The 14,427-nt window shown below is 41.7% G+C and carries 22 protein-coding genes; 4 read left to right on the top strand and 18 right to left on the bottom strand.

The window, feature by feature from the left end:
• Positions 1-516: 516 nt before the first annotated feature.
• From rplQ to ACFI4Z_RS18840, 18 genes are all read right to left on the bottom strand, one after another.
• Complete coding sequence (rplQ, locus tag ACFI4Z_RS18925) at positions 517-918, bottom strand: 50S ribosomal protein L17 (RefSeq protein ID WP_058562136.1); 402 nt, start codon at positions 916-918, stop codon at positions 517-519.
• Between the two features lie 39 nt (positions 919-957).
• Positions 958-1,944: a DNA-directed RNA polymerase subunit alpha gene (locus ACFI4Z_RS18920; RefSeq protein WP_087532485.1), complete on the bottom strand. Its 987-nt coding sequence runs from the start codon at positions 1,942-1,944 to the stop codon at positions 958-960.
• 24 nt (positions 1,945-1,968) lie between these two features.
• A complete protein-coding gene (gene rpsD, locus ACFI4Z_RS18915; RefSeq protein WP_087532486.1) occupies positions 1,969-2,589 on the bottom strand; it encodes a 30S ribosomal protein S4 in 621 nt (206 codons plus the stop codon).
• Positions 2,590-2,610: 21 nt separating this feature from the next.
• Complete coding sequence (rpsK, locus tag ACFI4Z_RS18910) at positions 2,611-2,997, bottom strand: 30S ribosomal protein S11 (protein WP_002959471.1); 387 nt, start codon at positions 2,995-2,997, stop codon at positions 2,611-2,613.
• A 12-nt stretch (positions 2,998-3,009) separates the two neighbouring features.
• Positions 3,010-3,366, bottom strand: coding sequence for a 30S ribosomal protein S13 (gene rpsM, locus ACFI4Z_RS18905; RefSeq protein ID WP_058562133.1), 357 nt, complete (start codon positions 3,364-3,366; stop codon positions 3,010-3,012).
• Between the two features lie 125 nt (positions 3,367-3,491).
• Entirely contained in the window at positions 3,492-3,605 is a 114-nt protein-coding gene (rpmJ, locus tag ACFI4Z_RS18900) for a 50S ribosomal protein L36 (RefSeq protein WP_002959476.1), read from the bottom strand.
• Positions 3,606-3,627: 22 nt separating this feature from the next.
• Complete coding sequence (gene secY, locus ACFI4Z_RS18895; protein ID WP_058562132.1) at positions 3,628-4,956, bottom strand: preprotein translocase subunit SecY; 1,329 nt, start codon at positions 4,954-4,956, stop codon at positions 3,628-3,630.
• A 10-nt stretch (positions 4,957-4,966) separates the two neighbouring features.
• Positions 4,967-5,401: a 50S ribosomal protein L15 gene (rplO, locus tag ACFI4Z_RS18890; RefSeq protein WP_462671878.1), complete on the bottom strand. Its 435-nt coding sequence runs from the start codon at positions 5,399-5,401 to the stop codon at positions 4,967-4,969.
• 5 nt (positions 5,402-5,406) lie between these two features.
• Positions 5,407-5,589: a 50S ribosomal protein L30 gene (gene rpmD, locus ACFI4Z_RS18885; protein WP_016710201.1), complete on the bottom strand. Its 183-nt coding sequence runs from the start codon at positions 5,587-5,589 to the stop codon at positions 5,407-5,409.
• Between the two features lie 3 nt (positions 5,590-5,592).
• Positions 5,593-6,099, bottom strand: coding sequence for a 30S ribosomal protein S5 (rpsE, locus tag ACFI4Z_RS18880; RefSeq protein ID WP_008115387.1), 507 nt, complete (start codon positions 6,097-6,099; stop codon positions 5,593-5,595).
• Positions 6,100-6,108: 9 nt separating this feature from the next.
• The gene (gene rplR / locus ACFI4Z_RS18875; RefSeq protein WP_058562131.1) at positions 6,109-6,459 is read right to left on the bottom strand and encodes a 50S ribosomal protein L18; all 351 of its coding nucleotides are present in this window, start codon (positions 6,457-6,459) and stop codon (positions 6,109-6,111) included.
• A gap of 9 nt (positions 6,460-6,468) precedes the next feature.
• Positions 6,469-7,002 (bottom strand): 50S ribosomal protein L6, encoded by a 534-nt coding sequence (gene rplF / locus ACFI4Z_RS18870; RefSeq protein WP_058562130.1) that lies wholly within the window; start codon positions 7,000-7,002, stop codon positions 6,469-6,471.
• A 13-nt stretch (positions 7,003-7,015) separates the two neighbouring features.
• The gene (gene rpsH, locus ACFI4Z_RS18865) at positions 7,016-7,408 is read right to left on the bottom strand and encodes a 30S ribosomal protein S8 (RefSeq protein ID WP_058562129.1); all 393 of its coding nucleotides are present in this window, start codon (positions 7,406-7,408) and stop codon (positions 7,016-7,018) included.
• Positions 7,409-7,429: 21 nt separating this feature from the next.
• Positions 7,430-7,735: a 30S ribosomal protein S14 gene (rpsN, locus tag ACFI4Z_RS18860; protein WP_016710196.1), complete on the bottom strand. Its 306-nt coding sequence runs from the start codon at positions 7,733-7,735 to the stop codon at positions 7,430-7,432.
• A gap of 10 nt (positions 7,736-7,745) precedes the next feature.
• Positions 7,746-8,285 (bottom strand): 50S ribosomal protein L5, encoded by a 540-nt coding sequence (gene rplE / locus ACFI4Z_RS18855; RefSeq protein WP_058562127.1) that lies wholly within the window; start codon positions 8,283-8,285, stop codon positions 7,746-7,748.
• Between the two features lie 16 nt (positions 8,286-8,301).
• Positions 8,302-8,616, bottom strand: a complete 315-nt coding sequence (gene rplX / locus ACFI4Z_RS18850; RefSeq protein WP_004589210.1) for a 50S ribosomal protein L24 — start codon at positions 8,614-8,616, stop codon at positions 8,302-8,304.
• A gap of 10 nt (positions 8,617-8,626) precedes the next feature.
• Positions 8,627-8,995: a 50S ribosomal protein L14 gene (rplN, locus tag ACFI4Z_RS18845; protein WP_008115397.1), complete on the bottom strand. Its 369-nt coding sequence runs from the start codon at positions 8,993-8,995 to the stop codon at positions 8,627-8,629.
• A gap of 277 nt (positions 8,996-9,272) precedes the next feature.
• Positions 9,273-11,210 (bottom strand): AsmA family protein, encoded by a 1,938-nt coding sequence (locus tag ACFI4Z_RS18840; RefSeq protein ID WP_462671877.1) that lies wholly within the window; start codon positions 11,208-11,210, stop codon positions 9,273-9,275.
• 235 nt (positions 11,211-11,445) lie between these two features.
• Here ACFI4Z_RS18840 and ACFI4Z_RS18835 point away from each other — a divergent pair, with 235 nt between their 5' ends.
• From ACFI4Z_RS18835 to ACFI4Z_RS18820, 4 genes are all read left to right on the top strand, one after another.
• Positions 11,446-11,865, top strand: coding sequence for a hypothetical protein (locus tag ACFI4Z_RS18835; RefSeq protein WP_462671879.1), 420 nt, complete (start codon positions 11,446-11,448; stop codon positions 11,863-11,865).
• An 8-nt stretch (positions 11,866-11,873) separates the two neighbouring features.
• Positions 11,874-12,074 (top strand): helix-turn-helix transcriptional regulator, encoded by a 201-nt coding sequence (locus ACFI4Z_RS18830; protein WP_462671876.1) that lies wholly within the window; start codon positions 11,874-11,876, stop codon positions 12,072-12,074.
• Positions 12,075-12,217: 143 nt separating this feature from the next.
• On the top strand, positions 12,218-13,381 hold the full coding sequence (locus tag ACFI4Z_RS18825) for a hypothetical protein (RefSeq protein WP_462671875.1): 1,164 nt from the start codon (positions 12,218-12,220) through the stop codon (positions 13,379-13,381).
• A 293-nt stretch (positions 13,382-13,674) separates the two neighbouring features.
• On the top strand, positions 13,675-14,352 hold the full coding sequence (locus tag ACFI4Z_RS18820) for a TorF family putative porin (protein ID WP_462671874.1): 678 nt from the start codon (positions 13,675-13,677) through the stop codon (positions 14,350-14,352).
• The last annotated feature ends 75 nt before the right edge of the window (positions 14,353-14,427 follow it).

Genomic DNA, 14,427 nt, shown 5'->3' with positions numbered 1-14,427 from the left:
CGTTTACTTTATCTCGCTAGGGCTGCGCATGTTACGCTTTCCATTTTTTTTGTCAACACTTAATTTTAAACTTTTTAAGAAATCTAAACTTAAGTTTTACTCGACTTACTGATTAACTGCTTGCCTCGCTAAGCGTTGCCTGCTCTGCCGTCTCAGTGGGGTCGCATTATAGGGAGATCCAAAAACAGATCAACCTTTTTTTGAAGAAAACTTAAATAAACTAGCTATTCGCTGAGTATTTGAACGAAACGTATAAAAACAACACTAATCTTGGGCAATAAAGTCTATTTGCAGTGCTTTAAATACAAGAATAAATGAATAAACCTTATAGCTTGATCTTTATGGAGCAAGATCATTAGTTGGATCGTATATATAAGTAAATGCTACGTGGTTAAATAAGTATGTGAATGAAGGCACGTTAAGAACAAATGGTGAATATAGGTGGAGTAGATTAGGAATATAATTATAGGCATTAAAAAGCCGAGCATAAGCTCGGCTTTTTGGTGTCTTTAAGACTTACTCAGCAGACTGCGCGTCTTCTTGAACTTCTTCGGTTGCAGATGTGCGACCTACTAGTTCAATATAAGCCATTGGTGCATTATCACCAGCACGGAAGCCACACTTAAGAATACGAGTGTAACCACCTGGACGATCCGCATTACGAGGACCGATTTCGCTGAACAATTTACCAACTACTTCATTATCACGCGTGCGAGCAAACGCTAAACGGCGATTTGCTACACTGTCAGTCTTAGCCAGTGTGATTAAAGGTTCAATTACACGGCGTAACTCTTTCGCTTTAGGCAATGTAGTTTTGATGATTTCGTGTTTCACCAAAGAACCTGCCATATTGCTGAACATCGCTTTACGATGGCTGCTGTTACGGTTTAATTGACGACCACTCTTACGATGGCGCATGACCCTATCCTTCTAACTAAACTAATATAGTGATTTAGATTATTCAGCTAGGCTTGCAGGCGGCCAATTTTCTAGGCGCATACCTAGAGAAAGACCACGTGAAGCTAGCACGTCTTTAATTTCAGTCAGAGACTTCTTACCTAAGTTAGGCGTTTTAAGAAGCTCTACTTCTGTGCGCTGAACTAAATCACCGATATATTGAATTTGCTCGGCTTTCAAACAGTTTGCAGAACGTACTGTTAGTTCAAGATCATCAACTGGACGAAGTAGAATAGGATCGAATTCAGGCTTCTCTTCTTTCTCTTCTGGTTCAGTTACATCACGTAAATCTACGAATGCATCTAATTGTTCAGCTAAGATAGTAGACGCACGGCGGATCGCTTCTTCAGGATCTAAAGTGCCGTTTGTTTCCATATCAATGATTAACTTGTCTAAGTCTGTACGTTGTTCAACACGTGCTGATTCAACCGAGTACGCAATACGTTCAACTGGGCTAAATGATGCATCAAGCAACAATCTACCAATTGGACGCTCATCGTCATCAGAGGATAAGCGGCTAGACGCCGGCACATAACCACGACCGCGCTCAACACGAATACGCATGCTGATATCGCTGCTATCTGTCGTTAAATGACAAATAACGTGATCTGGGTTAGCAATTGTTACATCGCCATCGTGCTGAATATCTGCCGCAGTCACAGGGCCTACACCAGACTTAGTCAGGGTCAGAAAAACTTCATCTTTGCCTTCTAAAGTTACTGCTAGACCTTTAAGATTTAACAGAATTTCAATGATGTCTTCTTGTACGCCTTCTTTCGCGCTGTATTCATGCAACACACCGTCGATTTCAACTTCGGTTACTGCACATCCAGGCATAGACGAAAGAAGTATACGGCGTAAGGCATTACCCAACGTGTGGCCAAAGCCACGTTCTAATGGTTCTAAAACAACTTTAGAACGTGTCGGGTTGATAGCGTCGATATCGACTAACCTTGGTTTTAGAAATTCTGTAACAGAACCCTGCATTTTATCCTCTCTTAACTCTTAACTTTACTTAGAGTAAAGTTCGACGATTAGTTGTTCATTAATGTCCGCAGACAGGTCTGAACGCTCAGGTAGGCGTTTGAAATTACCTTCCATTTTCTTACCGTCAACTTCAACCCAAGTCGGCTTTTCACGTTGCTCGGCTAGTTCTAGAGCAGCGATGATACGCGCTTGTGTCTTAGACTTTTCACGAATAACTACTACATCTTCTGGAGTAATTACGAATGAAGGAATGTTCACAACACGACCATTAACTAAAACCGCTTTGTGGCTTACTAACTGACGTGCTTCAGCACGTGTGCTTGCAAAACCCATGCGGTATACAACATTGTCTAAACGTTGCTCTAAAAGCTGTAACAAGTTTTCACCTGTATTGCCTTTAAGGCGAGCAGCTTCTTTGTAGTAGTTACTGAATTGCTTTTCAAGTACACCGTACATACGACGAACTTTTTGCTTTTCACGTAATTGTAAACCGTAATCAGATAAGCGACCTTTACGAGCGCCGTGCTGACCAGGTGCAGTCTCAAGTTTACACTTAGAGTCGATAGCTCTTACGCCGCTCTTAAGGAACAGGTCAGTACCTTCACGACGACTCAGCTTGAGCTTAGGGCCCAAATATCTTGCCATGTTATTTCTCCTAACCTATTGTTAAACGCGACGTTTCTTCGGTGGACGACAACCATTGTGTGGTATTGGCGTCACGTCAGTGATGTTGGTGATACGGTAACCAGCAGCATTCAAAGCACGTACAGCAGATTCACGACCTGGACCTGGACCTTTGATGAAAACTTCTAGATTTTTTAAACCGTATTCTTGAGCCGCAGTACCTGCACGCTCTGCAGCAACCTGAGCAGCGAATGGTGTAGATTTACGTGAACCACGGAAACCTGAACCACCGGCAGTTGCCCATGATAGTGCATTACCTTGACGGTCGGTAATTGTAACAATAGTGTTGTTGAAAGAAGCATGAACATGAGCCATACCATCAGCAACTTGCTTTTTAACCTTTTTACGACGAATTGGTGTCTTAGCCATAATACTATCCCCTTATCGCTTAATAGGCTTACGAGGACCCTTACGGGTACGCGCGTTAGTCTTAGTTCTTTGACCACGTAGTGGTAAAGAGCGACGGTGACGTAGGCCACGGAAACAACCAAGGTCCATAAGGCGCTTGATATTCAAAGTAACTTCACGACGAAGGTCACCTTCTACAGTGTACTTGCCAACTTCTTCACGAAGTACGTCAAGTGTTTCGTCTGAAAGTTCACCGATTTTTGTGGTCTCGGCGATACCAGTCGCTACTAAGATAGCCTTAGAGCGAGTCTTACCTATGCCATAAATAGCTGTTAAACCAATAACTGCATGTTTATGATCAGGGACGTTAATGCCAGCGATACGGGCCACTAACACATCTCCTATATTTGAATTTGGTTATCATCTGTTTGAAGAGCCCGTAAGGATACTCAAACGAAGACCAAATCACAATTAAAAACACAGGCCAAGAAATCTCAGCCTGCACGACTTATTAATTAGCCTTGCCTTTGCTTATGCTTAGGCTCACTGCAAATTACACGTACAACACCGGCACGTTTAATAACCTTACAGTTACGGCATATTTTCTTAACGGAAGCACGTACTTTCATTGCTCAACTCCGTAAACTGACCTTATCGACCGTAGCCTTTAAGGTTCGCTTTTTTCAGCACAGAATCATATTGATGTGACATCATATGAGTTTGTACTTGTGCCATAAAGTCCATGATCACAACAACGATAATCAAGATTGATGTACCGCCGAAGTAGAATGGCGTTTGCCATGCCATGGTCATGAATTCGGGCACCAGACAGATAAAGGTTATATACAAAGCACCTGCCAATGTCAGGCGTGTCATCACTTTATCAATGTATTTCGATGTCTGCTCACCTGGACGAATACCTGGGATAAATGCGCCAGATTTTTTCAGGTTATCTGCTGTTTCACGCGGGTTAAACACCAACGCTGTGTAGAAAAAGCAGAAGAAGATAATAGCCGCAGCTAAAACTAATGCATACAAAGGTTGACCTGGAGTCAACGTTGTAGCAATGGCTTGTAGCACATCAGCGACAGGACCTTCACCCTGGCCGAACCAGCTGGCAATAGTACCAGGGAACAGAATAATACTGCTAGCAAAGATTGGTGGAATAACACCCGCCATGTTAACTTTTAGTGGTAAATGCGTGCTTTGAGCAGCAAATACTTGACGACCTTGTTGGCGCTTTGCGTAGTTAACAACAATACGTCGTTGACCACGTTCAAAGAATACAACAAGATAAGTTACAGCGAATACGATTACAGCAACCATCAACAGTACTAAAACATTCAGATCACCTTGGCGCGCCATTTCGGCTGTCGAACCAATAGCAGACGGCAAGTTTGCTACAATACCAACAAATATTAGAACTGAAATACCGTTACCGATACCGCGCTCTGTTATTTGTTCACCCAACCACATAAGGAACATAGTACCAGTAACTAAACTCACCACTGCGGTGAAATAGAAACCCATACCTGGGTTAACAACTAACCCGTTCATCATGCCCGGTAAGCTTGTGGCAATACCGATTGATTGGATAGTAGCAAGCAAAAGCGTGCCATAGCGTGTGTACTGGCTAATTTTCTTACGCCCTTGTTCACCTTCTTTCTTAAGCTCTATAAACGGCGGATACATATGCGTTAATAGTTGCGTAATAATCGAAGCTGTAATGTAAGGCATAATACCCAGTGCTAACACTGAAGCTCGCTCAAGTGCACCACCGCTGAACATGTTAAACATTTCAACAATGGTGCCCTTTTGTTGCTCGAAGAAATCGGCAAGTACAGCGGCGTCAATCCCAGGGATCGGCACAAATGAACCTAGACGGTAAATAATGATAGCGCCTAATACGAATAGTAATCGACGTTTCAATTCCGAAAGTCCACCTTGTGCACTTTGCATATCTTGACCTGGTTTAGCCATTAGTACTTCCTTAGTCTTCTACCTTGCCTCCGGCAGCTTCGATAGCCTCGCGAGCACCCTTAGTAGCCTTAAGGCCTTTAACGGTTACTGCGCGTGAAACTTCGCCAGATTTAACAACTTTAACGAACTGAACGTTCTTTTTAACTAGACCAGCTGCTTGTAACGTACCTAGGTCTACCACATCGCCTTCAACTTTAGCGATTTCGTATAGGTTAATTTCTGCAGATACTAAAGATTTGCGAGAAGTGAAACCGAACTTAGGTAGACGACGTTGCATAGGCATTTGACCGCCTTCAAAACCAACGCGTACTTTACCGCCAGAACGTGACTTTTGACCTTTGTGACCACGGCCACCAGTCTTACCAAGACCAGAACCGATACCACGACCAACACGTTTACCAGCAGATTTTGATCCTGCAGCAGGAGAAAGTGTATTCAAATGCATTCGAATTACCCCTCAACCTTAACCATGTATGAAACTTGGTTGATCATACCACGCACACATGCTGTGTCTTCTAACTCAACAGTGTGATTGATACGACGTAAACCAAGACCGCGTAATGTAGCTTTATGCTTCGGTAAACGACCGATAGAGCTCTTTACTTGTGTTACTTTTACAGTTTTATTAGCCATGGTTTACCCCAGAATCTCATCTACTCGAAGACCACGTTTAGCAGCGATCGACTGAGGAGAATTCATATTCTCAAGAGCTGAGATCGTTGCACGTACAACGTTGATCGGGTTAGTAGAACCGTAACATTTAGAAAGTACGTTCTGCACACCAGTCACTTCAAGTACTGCACGCATAGCACCACCTGCGATGATACCAGTACCTTCAGAGGCTGGTTTCATGAACACTTGTGAGCCAGCATGACGCCCTTTTACAGGGTGCTGTAATGTGTTGCCATTTAGGTCTACGTTGATCATGTTGCGACGTGCTTTTTCCATTGCTTTTTGAATAGCAGCTGGAACTTCACGTGCTTTACCATAACCGAAACCTACTTTACCTGCGCCGTCACCAACTACTGTTAGTGCAGTGAAGCTAAAGATACGACCACCTTTAACTACTTTAGACACACGGTTTACCGCGATTAGCTTTTCAGCTAAATCAGGCTGTTGTTGCTTTGCTTCTACGTTAGCCATTGTCTACTCCTAGAATTGCAAACCGGCTTCACGCGCAGCATCTGCTAGCGCCTTCACACGGCCGTGATATTTAAAGCCACTGCGATCAAAAGCAATCTTTTCGATGCCTTTGTCAGCCGCACGTTCTGCAACCGCTTTACCAACTGCTTGTGCAGCTGCAACGTTGCCTGTGCCTTTAACTGTTTCGCTAATCGCTTTTTCAACAGTAGAAGCAGCAGCCAGTACACTACCCTCAGCATTAACTACTTGAGCGTAAATGTGACGTGGCGTGCGGTGGATAACAAGACGCGTTGTGCCTTGTTCAATATAATTTCTACGAGTGCGTTTAGCACGACGTAGACGAGCTGTTTTTTTATCCATCGTCTTACCTTACTTCTTCTTAGCCTCTTTACGGCGTACATTCTCATCTGCATAACGAACACCTTTACCTTTGTAAGGCTCAGGTTTACGGTATGCACGAATGTTAGCAGCTGTTTGACCAACTAACTGCTTATCTACGCCCTTAACTAGAACTTCTGTTTGGCTTGGAGTTTCAATCGTGATTCCCTCAGGAACAGCGAAATTAACTGGGTGCGAGAAACCTAGAGTTAAGTCTAATACTTTACCCTTTGCTGCTGCACGGTAACCAACACCTACTAACTGAAGTTTCTTCTCGTAACCTGTATGCGTACCAACAACCATGTTGTTGATTAGAGCGCGAGCAGTACCTGCTTGTGCCCATGCATTGGCTACGCCTTCACGAGGTAAAGTTGTAACAACGTTGTCGTTAACTTGTACTTCAACTGCATCGTTGATAGTACGAGTAAGTTCACCGTTTTTGCCTTTAACTGTGATTTCCTGGCCTTTTAATGTAACTTCTACACCGGCAGGAACGTTTATTGGTGCCTTTGCTATGCGAGACATAGTTCCCCTCCGATTAAGCTACAAAACCAATGATTTCACCACCAACACCAGCACTACGTGCTGCGCGGTCTGTCATTAGGCCTTTAGAAGTTGATACGATAGCGATACCTAGACCACCCATTACCTTCGGTAATTCGTCACGTCTCTTATAGATACGTAGACCAGGGCGGCTAACACGCTGGATGTTTTCAATAACAGCTTTGCCTTCGAAGTATTTCAACTCGATAGAAAGCTCAGGTTTAACATCGCCGTTTACTGCGAAATCTGCGATATAACCTTCGTCTTTTAATACTTTAGCTACCGCTACTTTCAGCTTTGAAGTTGGCATCGTTACAGATACTTTCTTCGCTGATTGACCGTTACGGATACGTGTGAACAAATCCGCGATAGGATCTTGCAAGCTCATAGTCTTACTCCCGTGATTCTATTACCAGCTAGCCTTTTTAAGGCCAGGAATTTCACCGCGCATAGCTGCTTCGCGAACTTTAATACGGCTCATGCCGAATTTGCGAAGGTAACCATGTGGGCGGCCCGTAATGTTACAACGATTACGTTGACGTGCAGGGCTAGAATCACGTGGTAAAGCTTGTAGCTTAAGTACCGCGTCCCAACGATCATCGTCAGATGTTTTCACATCGCTGATGATAGCTTTTAGTGCCGCACGCTTTTCAGCGTACTGAGCAACTAATTTTGTGCGCTTTGCTTCGCGCGCTTTCATAGAATTCTTTGCCATAACCCTACCCTTATTTCTTGAATGGGAAGTTAAACGCTTCTAACAACGCACGGCCTTCCTCATCTGTTTTCGCAGATGTAGTGATTGTGATATCCATACCGCGTACACGGTCTACTTTATCATAATCAATTTCTGGGAAGATGATTTGTTCACGTACGCCCATGCTGTAGTTACCACGTCCATCGAAAGACTTAGCACTTACACCACGGAAGTCACGGATACGTGGGATAGCGATTGAAACCAAACGCTCAAAAAAGTCCCACATACGCTCGCCGCGTAAGGTTACTTTACAGCCAATTGGGTAGCCTTCACGCACTTTAAAGCCAGCAACAGATTTGCGTGCTTTAGTGATTAAAGGTTTCTGACCAGAGATAGCTTCTAGATCCGCAACAGCGTTATCTAAAATTTTCTTGTCAGCTAGGGCTTCGCCCACGCCCATATTTAATGTGATCTTTTCGATCTGAGGGACTTGCATGACAGAGCTGAAACCGAACTTCTCTTGAAGGTCAGCAACTACTTTGTCTTTATATACTTCATGCAGTTTCGCCATCATTCTACTCCAACTATTAGATAGTTTTACCAGTAGATTTAAAGATACGTAATTTCTTACCATCTTCAATCTTGAAACCTACACGATCTGCTTTACTCGTTTCCGAGTTGTAGATCGCAACGTTTGATACGTCGATAGACGCTTCTTTTTCAACAATGCCGCCAGCTTGGTTCAATTGTGGAACCGGCTTTTGGTGTTTCTTGATTAAGTTTATGCCTTCGACAAATACTCGACCAGACTCGGTAACAACTGAAAGCACTTTGCCGCGCTTACCTTTGTCTTTACCTGCTAGAACGATTACTTCGTCATCACGACGGATTTTTGCTGCCATGATTGACTCCTTACAGTACTTCTGGGGCTAGTGAAACGATTTTCATGAACTTTTCATTACGAAGTTCGCGAGTCACAGGGCCGAAAATACGTGTACCAATTGGCTGCAAGTTATCATTTAAGATAACAGCCGCATTGCTGTCAAAACGGATCAAAGAACCGTCTGGACGACGAACGCCTTTCTTAGTACGCACAACTACCGCGTTTTTAACATCACCTTTCTTCACTTTACCGCGAGGAATCGCTTCTTTAACAGAAACTTTAATGATGTCACCAATCGCTGCATAACGACGGTGCGAACCGCCTAAGACTTTAATACACTGCACTTTGCGAGCGCCGCTGTTATCAGCAACTTCCAGCTGAGTTTGCATTTGGATCATGTTAATGACCTCCGGTGTAGTTATTACAACTTGCCTTAAATCGTTTAAAATCAAGACATTTAGATTAAATACCCACCAAAAAACAACCAAGTTGTCTCTTAAGGGCGGGCAATTGTATCAGCATTGAGGGGGTAGTGGTAGGTTATTTTTTAATTAATTTAGAATTACTGCACTCGTTATTTTGCTACTTGGTTATATTTAGCTATTTTACAGCTGTTTATAAAACAATCAGGGAATAAATATACCCTGATTATTTTATCATCGAATAAAATCGGCGTTAATTGCCAAACAAACCTTTTAATTTATCTTTAATTTTATCCTTTGCTTTTTCTTTTACTTCATCTTTAGCTGCTTTACCGATATCTAAACTAATACCAACATCATGAAATGGCCCTTTAATACGTACAGGAATTTTAAAGCCGGTACTATCATCTGTTGTACCTTGCCCTTCCAGCGAATCAACAATACCCGTTACTAAGCGGTAGTTCACCGTTGTCATTGGTAAATCAACGTCACCTTCCCCTGTAATCCGTATTAATGGGCTTAACATTGATAAGTCTGTGTTTGTGCCAACACCATTGGAGAAATTAAAGCTACCTGTTAGTGCGGAAAAGTCTGTTTGCTCCGAGTCATCAAACCCTGTGTCTAGCCCCTCTGACACTGCTGCGAAATTCCCTTTTACTAGTTCTTTTCCTTTTCGTACCATTTCAGCAATGTTTGCACCTTTGACCGCACCATCTGCAAATTCAAATGCAAGCGTTCCTTGTAATGCATTGATGAAGCTCTTTTGACTATTACCACTAGTTGATAAGTCCCAATTTAATGATCCTTTACCCATTAGCTTGTCAAACCCAGCGGCATCGGTTAGTAGCGGTTGTGCATCGATTGCATCTAAAGCAAAGTTGGTAGCAATTTTATAAGGGGTTTGTTTTGCATTTATCGTCACCTTACCTTTACCATTACCTTCATAGGCAGCAAATTTATCAAGGCTGAGGTTAGCCACTGCATCTTTTAGATTAACTGTAAATTGGTTAGCGCCTAGTGTTATGTCATTCGCTTTAAGTCCACTTGAGCGGATAACAATATTTGCATCAAGTGCATTTAAGCCACTCATATCAATTTTTGTATCGTCCCATACGATTGGCTGAGCTGGTTGCCCTTCTGCTTGCTGTGGCGTTTGCTTTTTCGCTACTGCTTGGGGTAAATAAGGGTTCAAATCAAGCATCCCTAAATCTATGTTCGCTTTGACTTCTAAACGCTGACCAAGGCTAATGTTGCTTTGCCCTTTAATTTGTAATTTATCTAAAGTAGCAAGTAACTCAGTAATATTGAATTTATTACCTTTGAGAGTCATTGTTCCTTTTACATTGAAAGCGTTGAATGCATCTTCTTTTGCATTCAGTTCAACTCCCTGCCATTTTGCAATATCTTTAACAGAGTCGCCGTTGAGGGATAGTTGTCCTTTAATATCTTTACCTTGCTTTGCAATTGAACCATTAAAGTCCACATCCAATAAACGTGATGAAAGGTTTTGTGATACATTAAAGGCGCTTCCTTCAATTGCTTTTGCTGGCGTATCTACTTTTACGTCTAACTCAAAGCGCTCCTGCATATACGTAATCGCACCTTTCACCTCAAGTTCTTCACGCAGTGAAGGGAGTAAAATAGCTAGATCTAGCTTATTTACTTGATGTTTAGCACCAGTTTGGCCGTCCAAATAAGTAAAAGACCCGCCATAAATAGCTACTTCACCCAGCTCAATATCAAAATTTTCTGGTAGCTTTACAGCTTTGCTATTTTCTGTAGCTTCGGGTTGCTTTGCTACTGCATCAAAAAGCTGCCAGTTTGCTTTGCCGTTGTTATCCGTCTCTAACAAAATATTTGGCTCATTAATGACGAATTTTTCAAGTTTAAATTCGCCGCCAAATAATGAGAACCACGGAATATGAATCGCTAGCTGCTGCATGCTCGCCATATCTTGGCGAGATCCCGTTTGCATATTGGCAAAGTGCACGTCATTTAATTCAAGCTTTAATGAAGGAAAAACCGATAATGTCTTATCTCCTTTAATCGTTAATGTACGCCCAGTGGTTTGCTCGACTTGGTCTGATACTTTATTAAAAATTGCATCAGTAGGAATTAAAAATGGTGCAATGACTATCAGCGCAATCAGCAATAATAGTACTACTCCTATAACTTTAAAGGTGGTTTTCATGATGGTCCTTTCAAATGTGCAAATAATGTTCTTATGATAGCGGGAGTTGCTATCAAAATCATTGAATCAATACAGAAAAACTTTCAACCAACACTTTACTTAATTAAATATGAATAAACACTGAAACATCTTGATACCTTTAGGTTACAAATAAATCTTGATCCGCTGATACCCTTAGGTTACATTGAAACCTATAGGTTACAACATGTATATCAAACACTCTGAGAGGATTAGGATTATGAATCAGGATATCAAAGCTGAAGAAAAATTTATGGGTCAAAATGCATGGTTTTCCATCTTTATGGGGGTAACATTATTGATTATCAGCGTGTACCCCATGTTGAATAATACATCTGCGCCCTTGTTAATATTAGGGGTCGGTGCTTTTATAGGGTCGTTTTTTATGTTTGTAGTTAGGGGCGGATTCACACGTAAAATGAAATACCACCTAACTTATAAAGATGAGTACTTAAACACTATAGATACGATTGCCTATAAACATGTTGTTCTAGCCCTACTGTGCAGTATGGGTGCAGTATATTTGAGTTCTGATAGCTTTGCCTTACATATATCACACAGTATGATGGCTACCTTTTATCTAGCAATTATGTGCTTAGTCTATGGTATTTCAATTTTATGGCAAAATCGTGATTAGGTGGCGTCGTGCAAAATTTTATCGCTAAATTCCGTAAAGAGGCAGGGCTTTCTCAGCAAGAGCTAGCTGATGCAATAAATGTATCTCGAAAAACTATTAGTACAGTTGAAACCGCGCGGTTTACACCGTCGGTGATCATTGCACTAAAAATTGCGCAGTACTTTGACACCTCTGTAGAGTCACTATTCTTGCTTGACGAGAGCGACTAGAAAAGTAATGCAATCTTGGTATAACGCTGCCACCATGATTGCATACCTTGTATACTTAGGTATGATGCACGGCCCTGTTGCTTTTAGTGAATATAAGCTAAAATAAACAACTGTAAAAGTATCTAAGCGGAGTATCCTCAGGCATGAAAAAATTGCTAATTTCACCTTCAAAAATGGCATTAGGCGATCAAGAAAGTCAAATTTATCAAAATATCCTAAAACAGGCTTCTGAGATTAGTCTAAACCTGATGGCGGTTAAAATAGAAAATCATCCTGAAGACTTTTTAGGCTGGTGTTACGAATTACTTAGCGCTAGTAAGGATCGTATTAATTACGACTTACTTGAAGCAAATCAATTACCGATTTTAAAAAAGCTACATGACCAACTAACTTCTGCAATTAGCTTTTTACAATTGAAAACATTACGCGTTGCACCGTGGCCGGTTGTTAGTATGTTTGTCGAACAGCACAAAGATCTTATAGCACTTGATGAACAGTTACGTTTAAGCAGTTATATTTCTACTTTACGCGAGCAGCCGTTAAAAGAAATGATCCCTGAGGATTTACTTACATTTTGTGGTAAACACACCGCATCTTTAGACCCAAGTACTTATAACTTTGATGTAGAATGGTTTGCCTCTACCAAAAGCGCCAAAGGTTTTCACCAGATGATGGCTGATTTACCTGGACTATTTGATGACGCACTGGCAAATATTCCACTTGAAGGTGAAGTGAGCGAAGAGCATTATCAGCAATTTGTAGTTGGGTACTTGCTTGCGTTTAATGGCAGTGATGAAAAACCAACACTCGCACCTGCAACTCGCTTATTAGCAATGCGTCGCCCAGATGTATTTACACCAATAAATAACTCGCGACTTGATGCGCTTTGTGCCGCTTTAGGTATAACTAAGCTTAATAACCGTGACTTTGAACGCTACTGGCAAGACATCGTACAAACTATACGTGCCATGTCGTGGTTCAAGATGGCAGCCGGCAGCAATGAGCTAGAGCAACAGCTTTTATCCATTAAAGCTTTACTACCTTGCTTCTTTTATTATGCAGATAAATCAACCGCTGATAACTCAAATTATATTAAGCTATTAAATAAACCTAAACGCAGCACAGCAACGTCGACTAAATCAGTACGCCGTGGTAAGGAATCTGCAGAGATATTAGTTGACCGCGCACTATCTAGTGACGAAATACCTGAGCATATTCGTGCTAAACGTGACTCTATCATTAGTGAAGTGCAAAAAGGCCGTGGAGTGAATGAAACGATTAGCTTAATGCGCACTATATTTGGCTAATATATCAAGTAGCTACATTATTTCGAGCTGCATGATCCTTGTGCAGCTTTATTTATATATGCACTATATAAGTGCACATTATTAATTCAAAACCCTCCTGTAACCCCTACTAAATAAACTTATCTATCTGTTTTATAAAAATTTAAACATAAAATTTTACTTTAAACTTTAACTTGGCATAAGCAGTGCAACTATCTTGGTCAGACAACAATAAATAGGCGTCATAATTAGCAAGACTGCAATCTTATAAATAATTATGAACCAGCAATCAACATAACGACAGGATACGAAACATGCTACAACTAAAAAAAACAGTTGCACTAAGTGCGCTTGCATTGATGGGTCTTACATCTACAGCCGCACTAGCTGAAGTTACAGCTAATGCAGCAGCGACATCAAATTACTTATGGCGTGGTCAAGAGCAAACCGGTGGGGATGCTGCCATTTCAGGCGGTATCGATTATGCTAGTGACTCAGGTTTCTATGCTGGCACATGGGCTTCAAATGCTTCATGGGCTGATGAGATGACTTACGAGTTAGACCTGTATGCTGGCTTTGGTGGCGATATTAATGAAAACATGAGCTATGACGTTGGTTACATCTACTATGCTTACCCTGATGCAGCTTCTGGTGCTGATGCCGATTTTTCTGAAGTTTACGGCAGTATCAGCATGGGTAGTTTCAGCTTTGGTGCTTCTTTACTAGCAAGTTCCGCTGCAAGTGGAGACGGCACAGATTTTGGTGACTCTTTATACCTATCAGCAGACTATGGCTTTACAGTAGGTAGTAATGGCACTGAAATGGCGTTACACCTAGGCCACTATTCTGGTGATTTTATCGGTGACGATGACATTATCGATTATGGTGTTTCAATCTCTAAAGATGGTTTCACTTTTGGTCTTTCAGATACAGATATGGATGACAGTGATATTAAAGCTTACGTCGCTTACGCAGTAGACTTTAGCTTATAAAAAGAATGTGTTACTTGCTGCAACACTAAGGGCCTCAGGGCCCTTTTCTTGTTTTAGCCATAGTATATCAGCTAT

Source organism: Pseudoalteromonas sp. RWi3, assembly GCF_054960735.1.
This window is presented reverse-complemented; position numbering and strand designations above follow the sequence as displayed.

Bases quoted from the DNA above. Each gene is read 5' to 3' on its own strand.
- rpsH (WP_058562129.1), bottom strand. From the start codon at position 7,408: ATGAGCTTGCAAGATCCTATCGCGGATTTGTTCACACGTATCCGTAAC.
- rplE (WP_058562127.1), bottom strand. From the start codon at position 8,285: ATGGCGAAACTGCATGAAGTATATAAAGACAAAGTAGTTGCTGACCTT.
- rpsE (WP_008115387.1), bottom strand. From the start codon at position 6,099: ATGGCTAACGTAGAAGCAAAGCAACAACAGCCTGATTTAGCTGAAAAG.
- rplO (WP_462671878.1), bottom strand. From the start codon at position 5,401: ATGCATTTGAATACACTTTCTCCTGCTGCAGGATCAAAATCTGCTGGT.
- rpmJ (WP_002959476.1), bottom strand. From the start codon at position 3,605: ATGAAAGTACGTGCTTCCGTTAAGAAAATATGCCGTAACTGTAAGGTT.
- ACFI4Z_RS18825 (WP_462671875.1), top strand. From the start codon at position 12,218: ATGAAAAAATTGCTAATTTCACCTTCAAAAATGGCATTAGGCGATCAA.
- secY (WP_058562132.1), bottom strand. From the start codon at position 4,956: ATGGCTAAACCAGGTCAAGATATGCAAAGTGCACAAGGTGGACTTTCG.
- rplR (WP_058562131.1), bottom strand. From the start codon at position 6,459: ATGGATAAAAAAACAGCTCGTCTACGTCGTGCTAAACGCACTCGTAGA.
- rpsD (WP_087532486.1), bottom strand. From the start codon at position 2,589: ATGGCAAGATATTTGGGCCCTAAGCTCAAGCTGAGTCGTCGTGAAGGT.
- ACFI4Z_RS18820 (WP_462671874.1), top strand. From the start codon at position 13,675: ATGCTACAACTAAAAAAAACAGTTGCACTAAGTGCGCTTGCATTGATG.
- rpsK (WP_002959471.1), bottom strand. From the start codon at position 2,997: ATGGCTAAGACACCAATTCGTCGTAAAAAGGTTAAAAAGCAAGTTGCT.
- rpmD (WP_016710201.1), bottom strand. From the start codon at position 5,589: ATGGCTAATAAAACTGTAAAAGTAACACAAGTAAAGAGCTCTATCGGT.
- rplF (WP_058562130.1), bottom strand. From the start codon at position 7,002: ATGTCTCGCATAGCAAAGGCACCAATAAACGTTCCTGCCGGTGTAGAA.
- ACFI4Z_RS18920 (WP_087532485.1), bottom strand. From the start codon at position 1,944: ATGCAGGGTTCTGTTACAGAATTTCTAAAACCAAGGTTAGTCGATATC.
- rplN (WP_008115397.1), bottom strand. From the start codon at position 8,995: ATGATCCAAATGCAAACTCAGCTGGAAGTTGCTGATAACAGCGGCGCT.
- rplQ (WP_058562136.1), bottom strand. From the start codon at position 918: ATGCGCCATCGTAAGAGTGGTCGTCAATTAAACCGTAACAGCAGCCAT.
- rpsN (WP_016710196.1), bottom strand. From the start codon at position 7,735: ATGGCAAAGAATTCTATGAAAGCGCGCGAAGCAAAGCGCACAAAATTA.
- rplX (WP_004589210.1), bottom strand. From the start codon at position 8,616: ATGGCAGCAAAAATCCGTCGTGATGACGAAGTAATCGTTCTAGCAGGT.
- ACFI4Z_RS18840 (WP_462671877.1), bottom strand. From the start codon at position 11,210: ATGAAAACCACCTTTAAAGTTATAGGAGTAGTACTATTATTGCTGATT.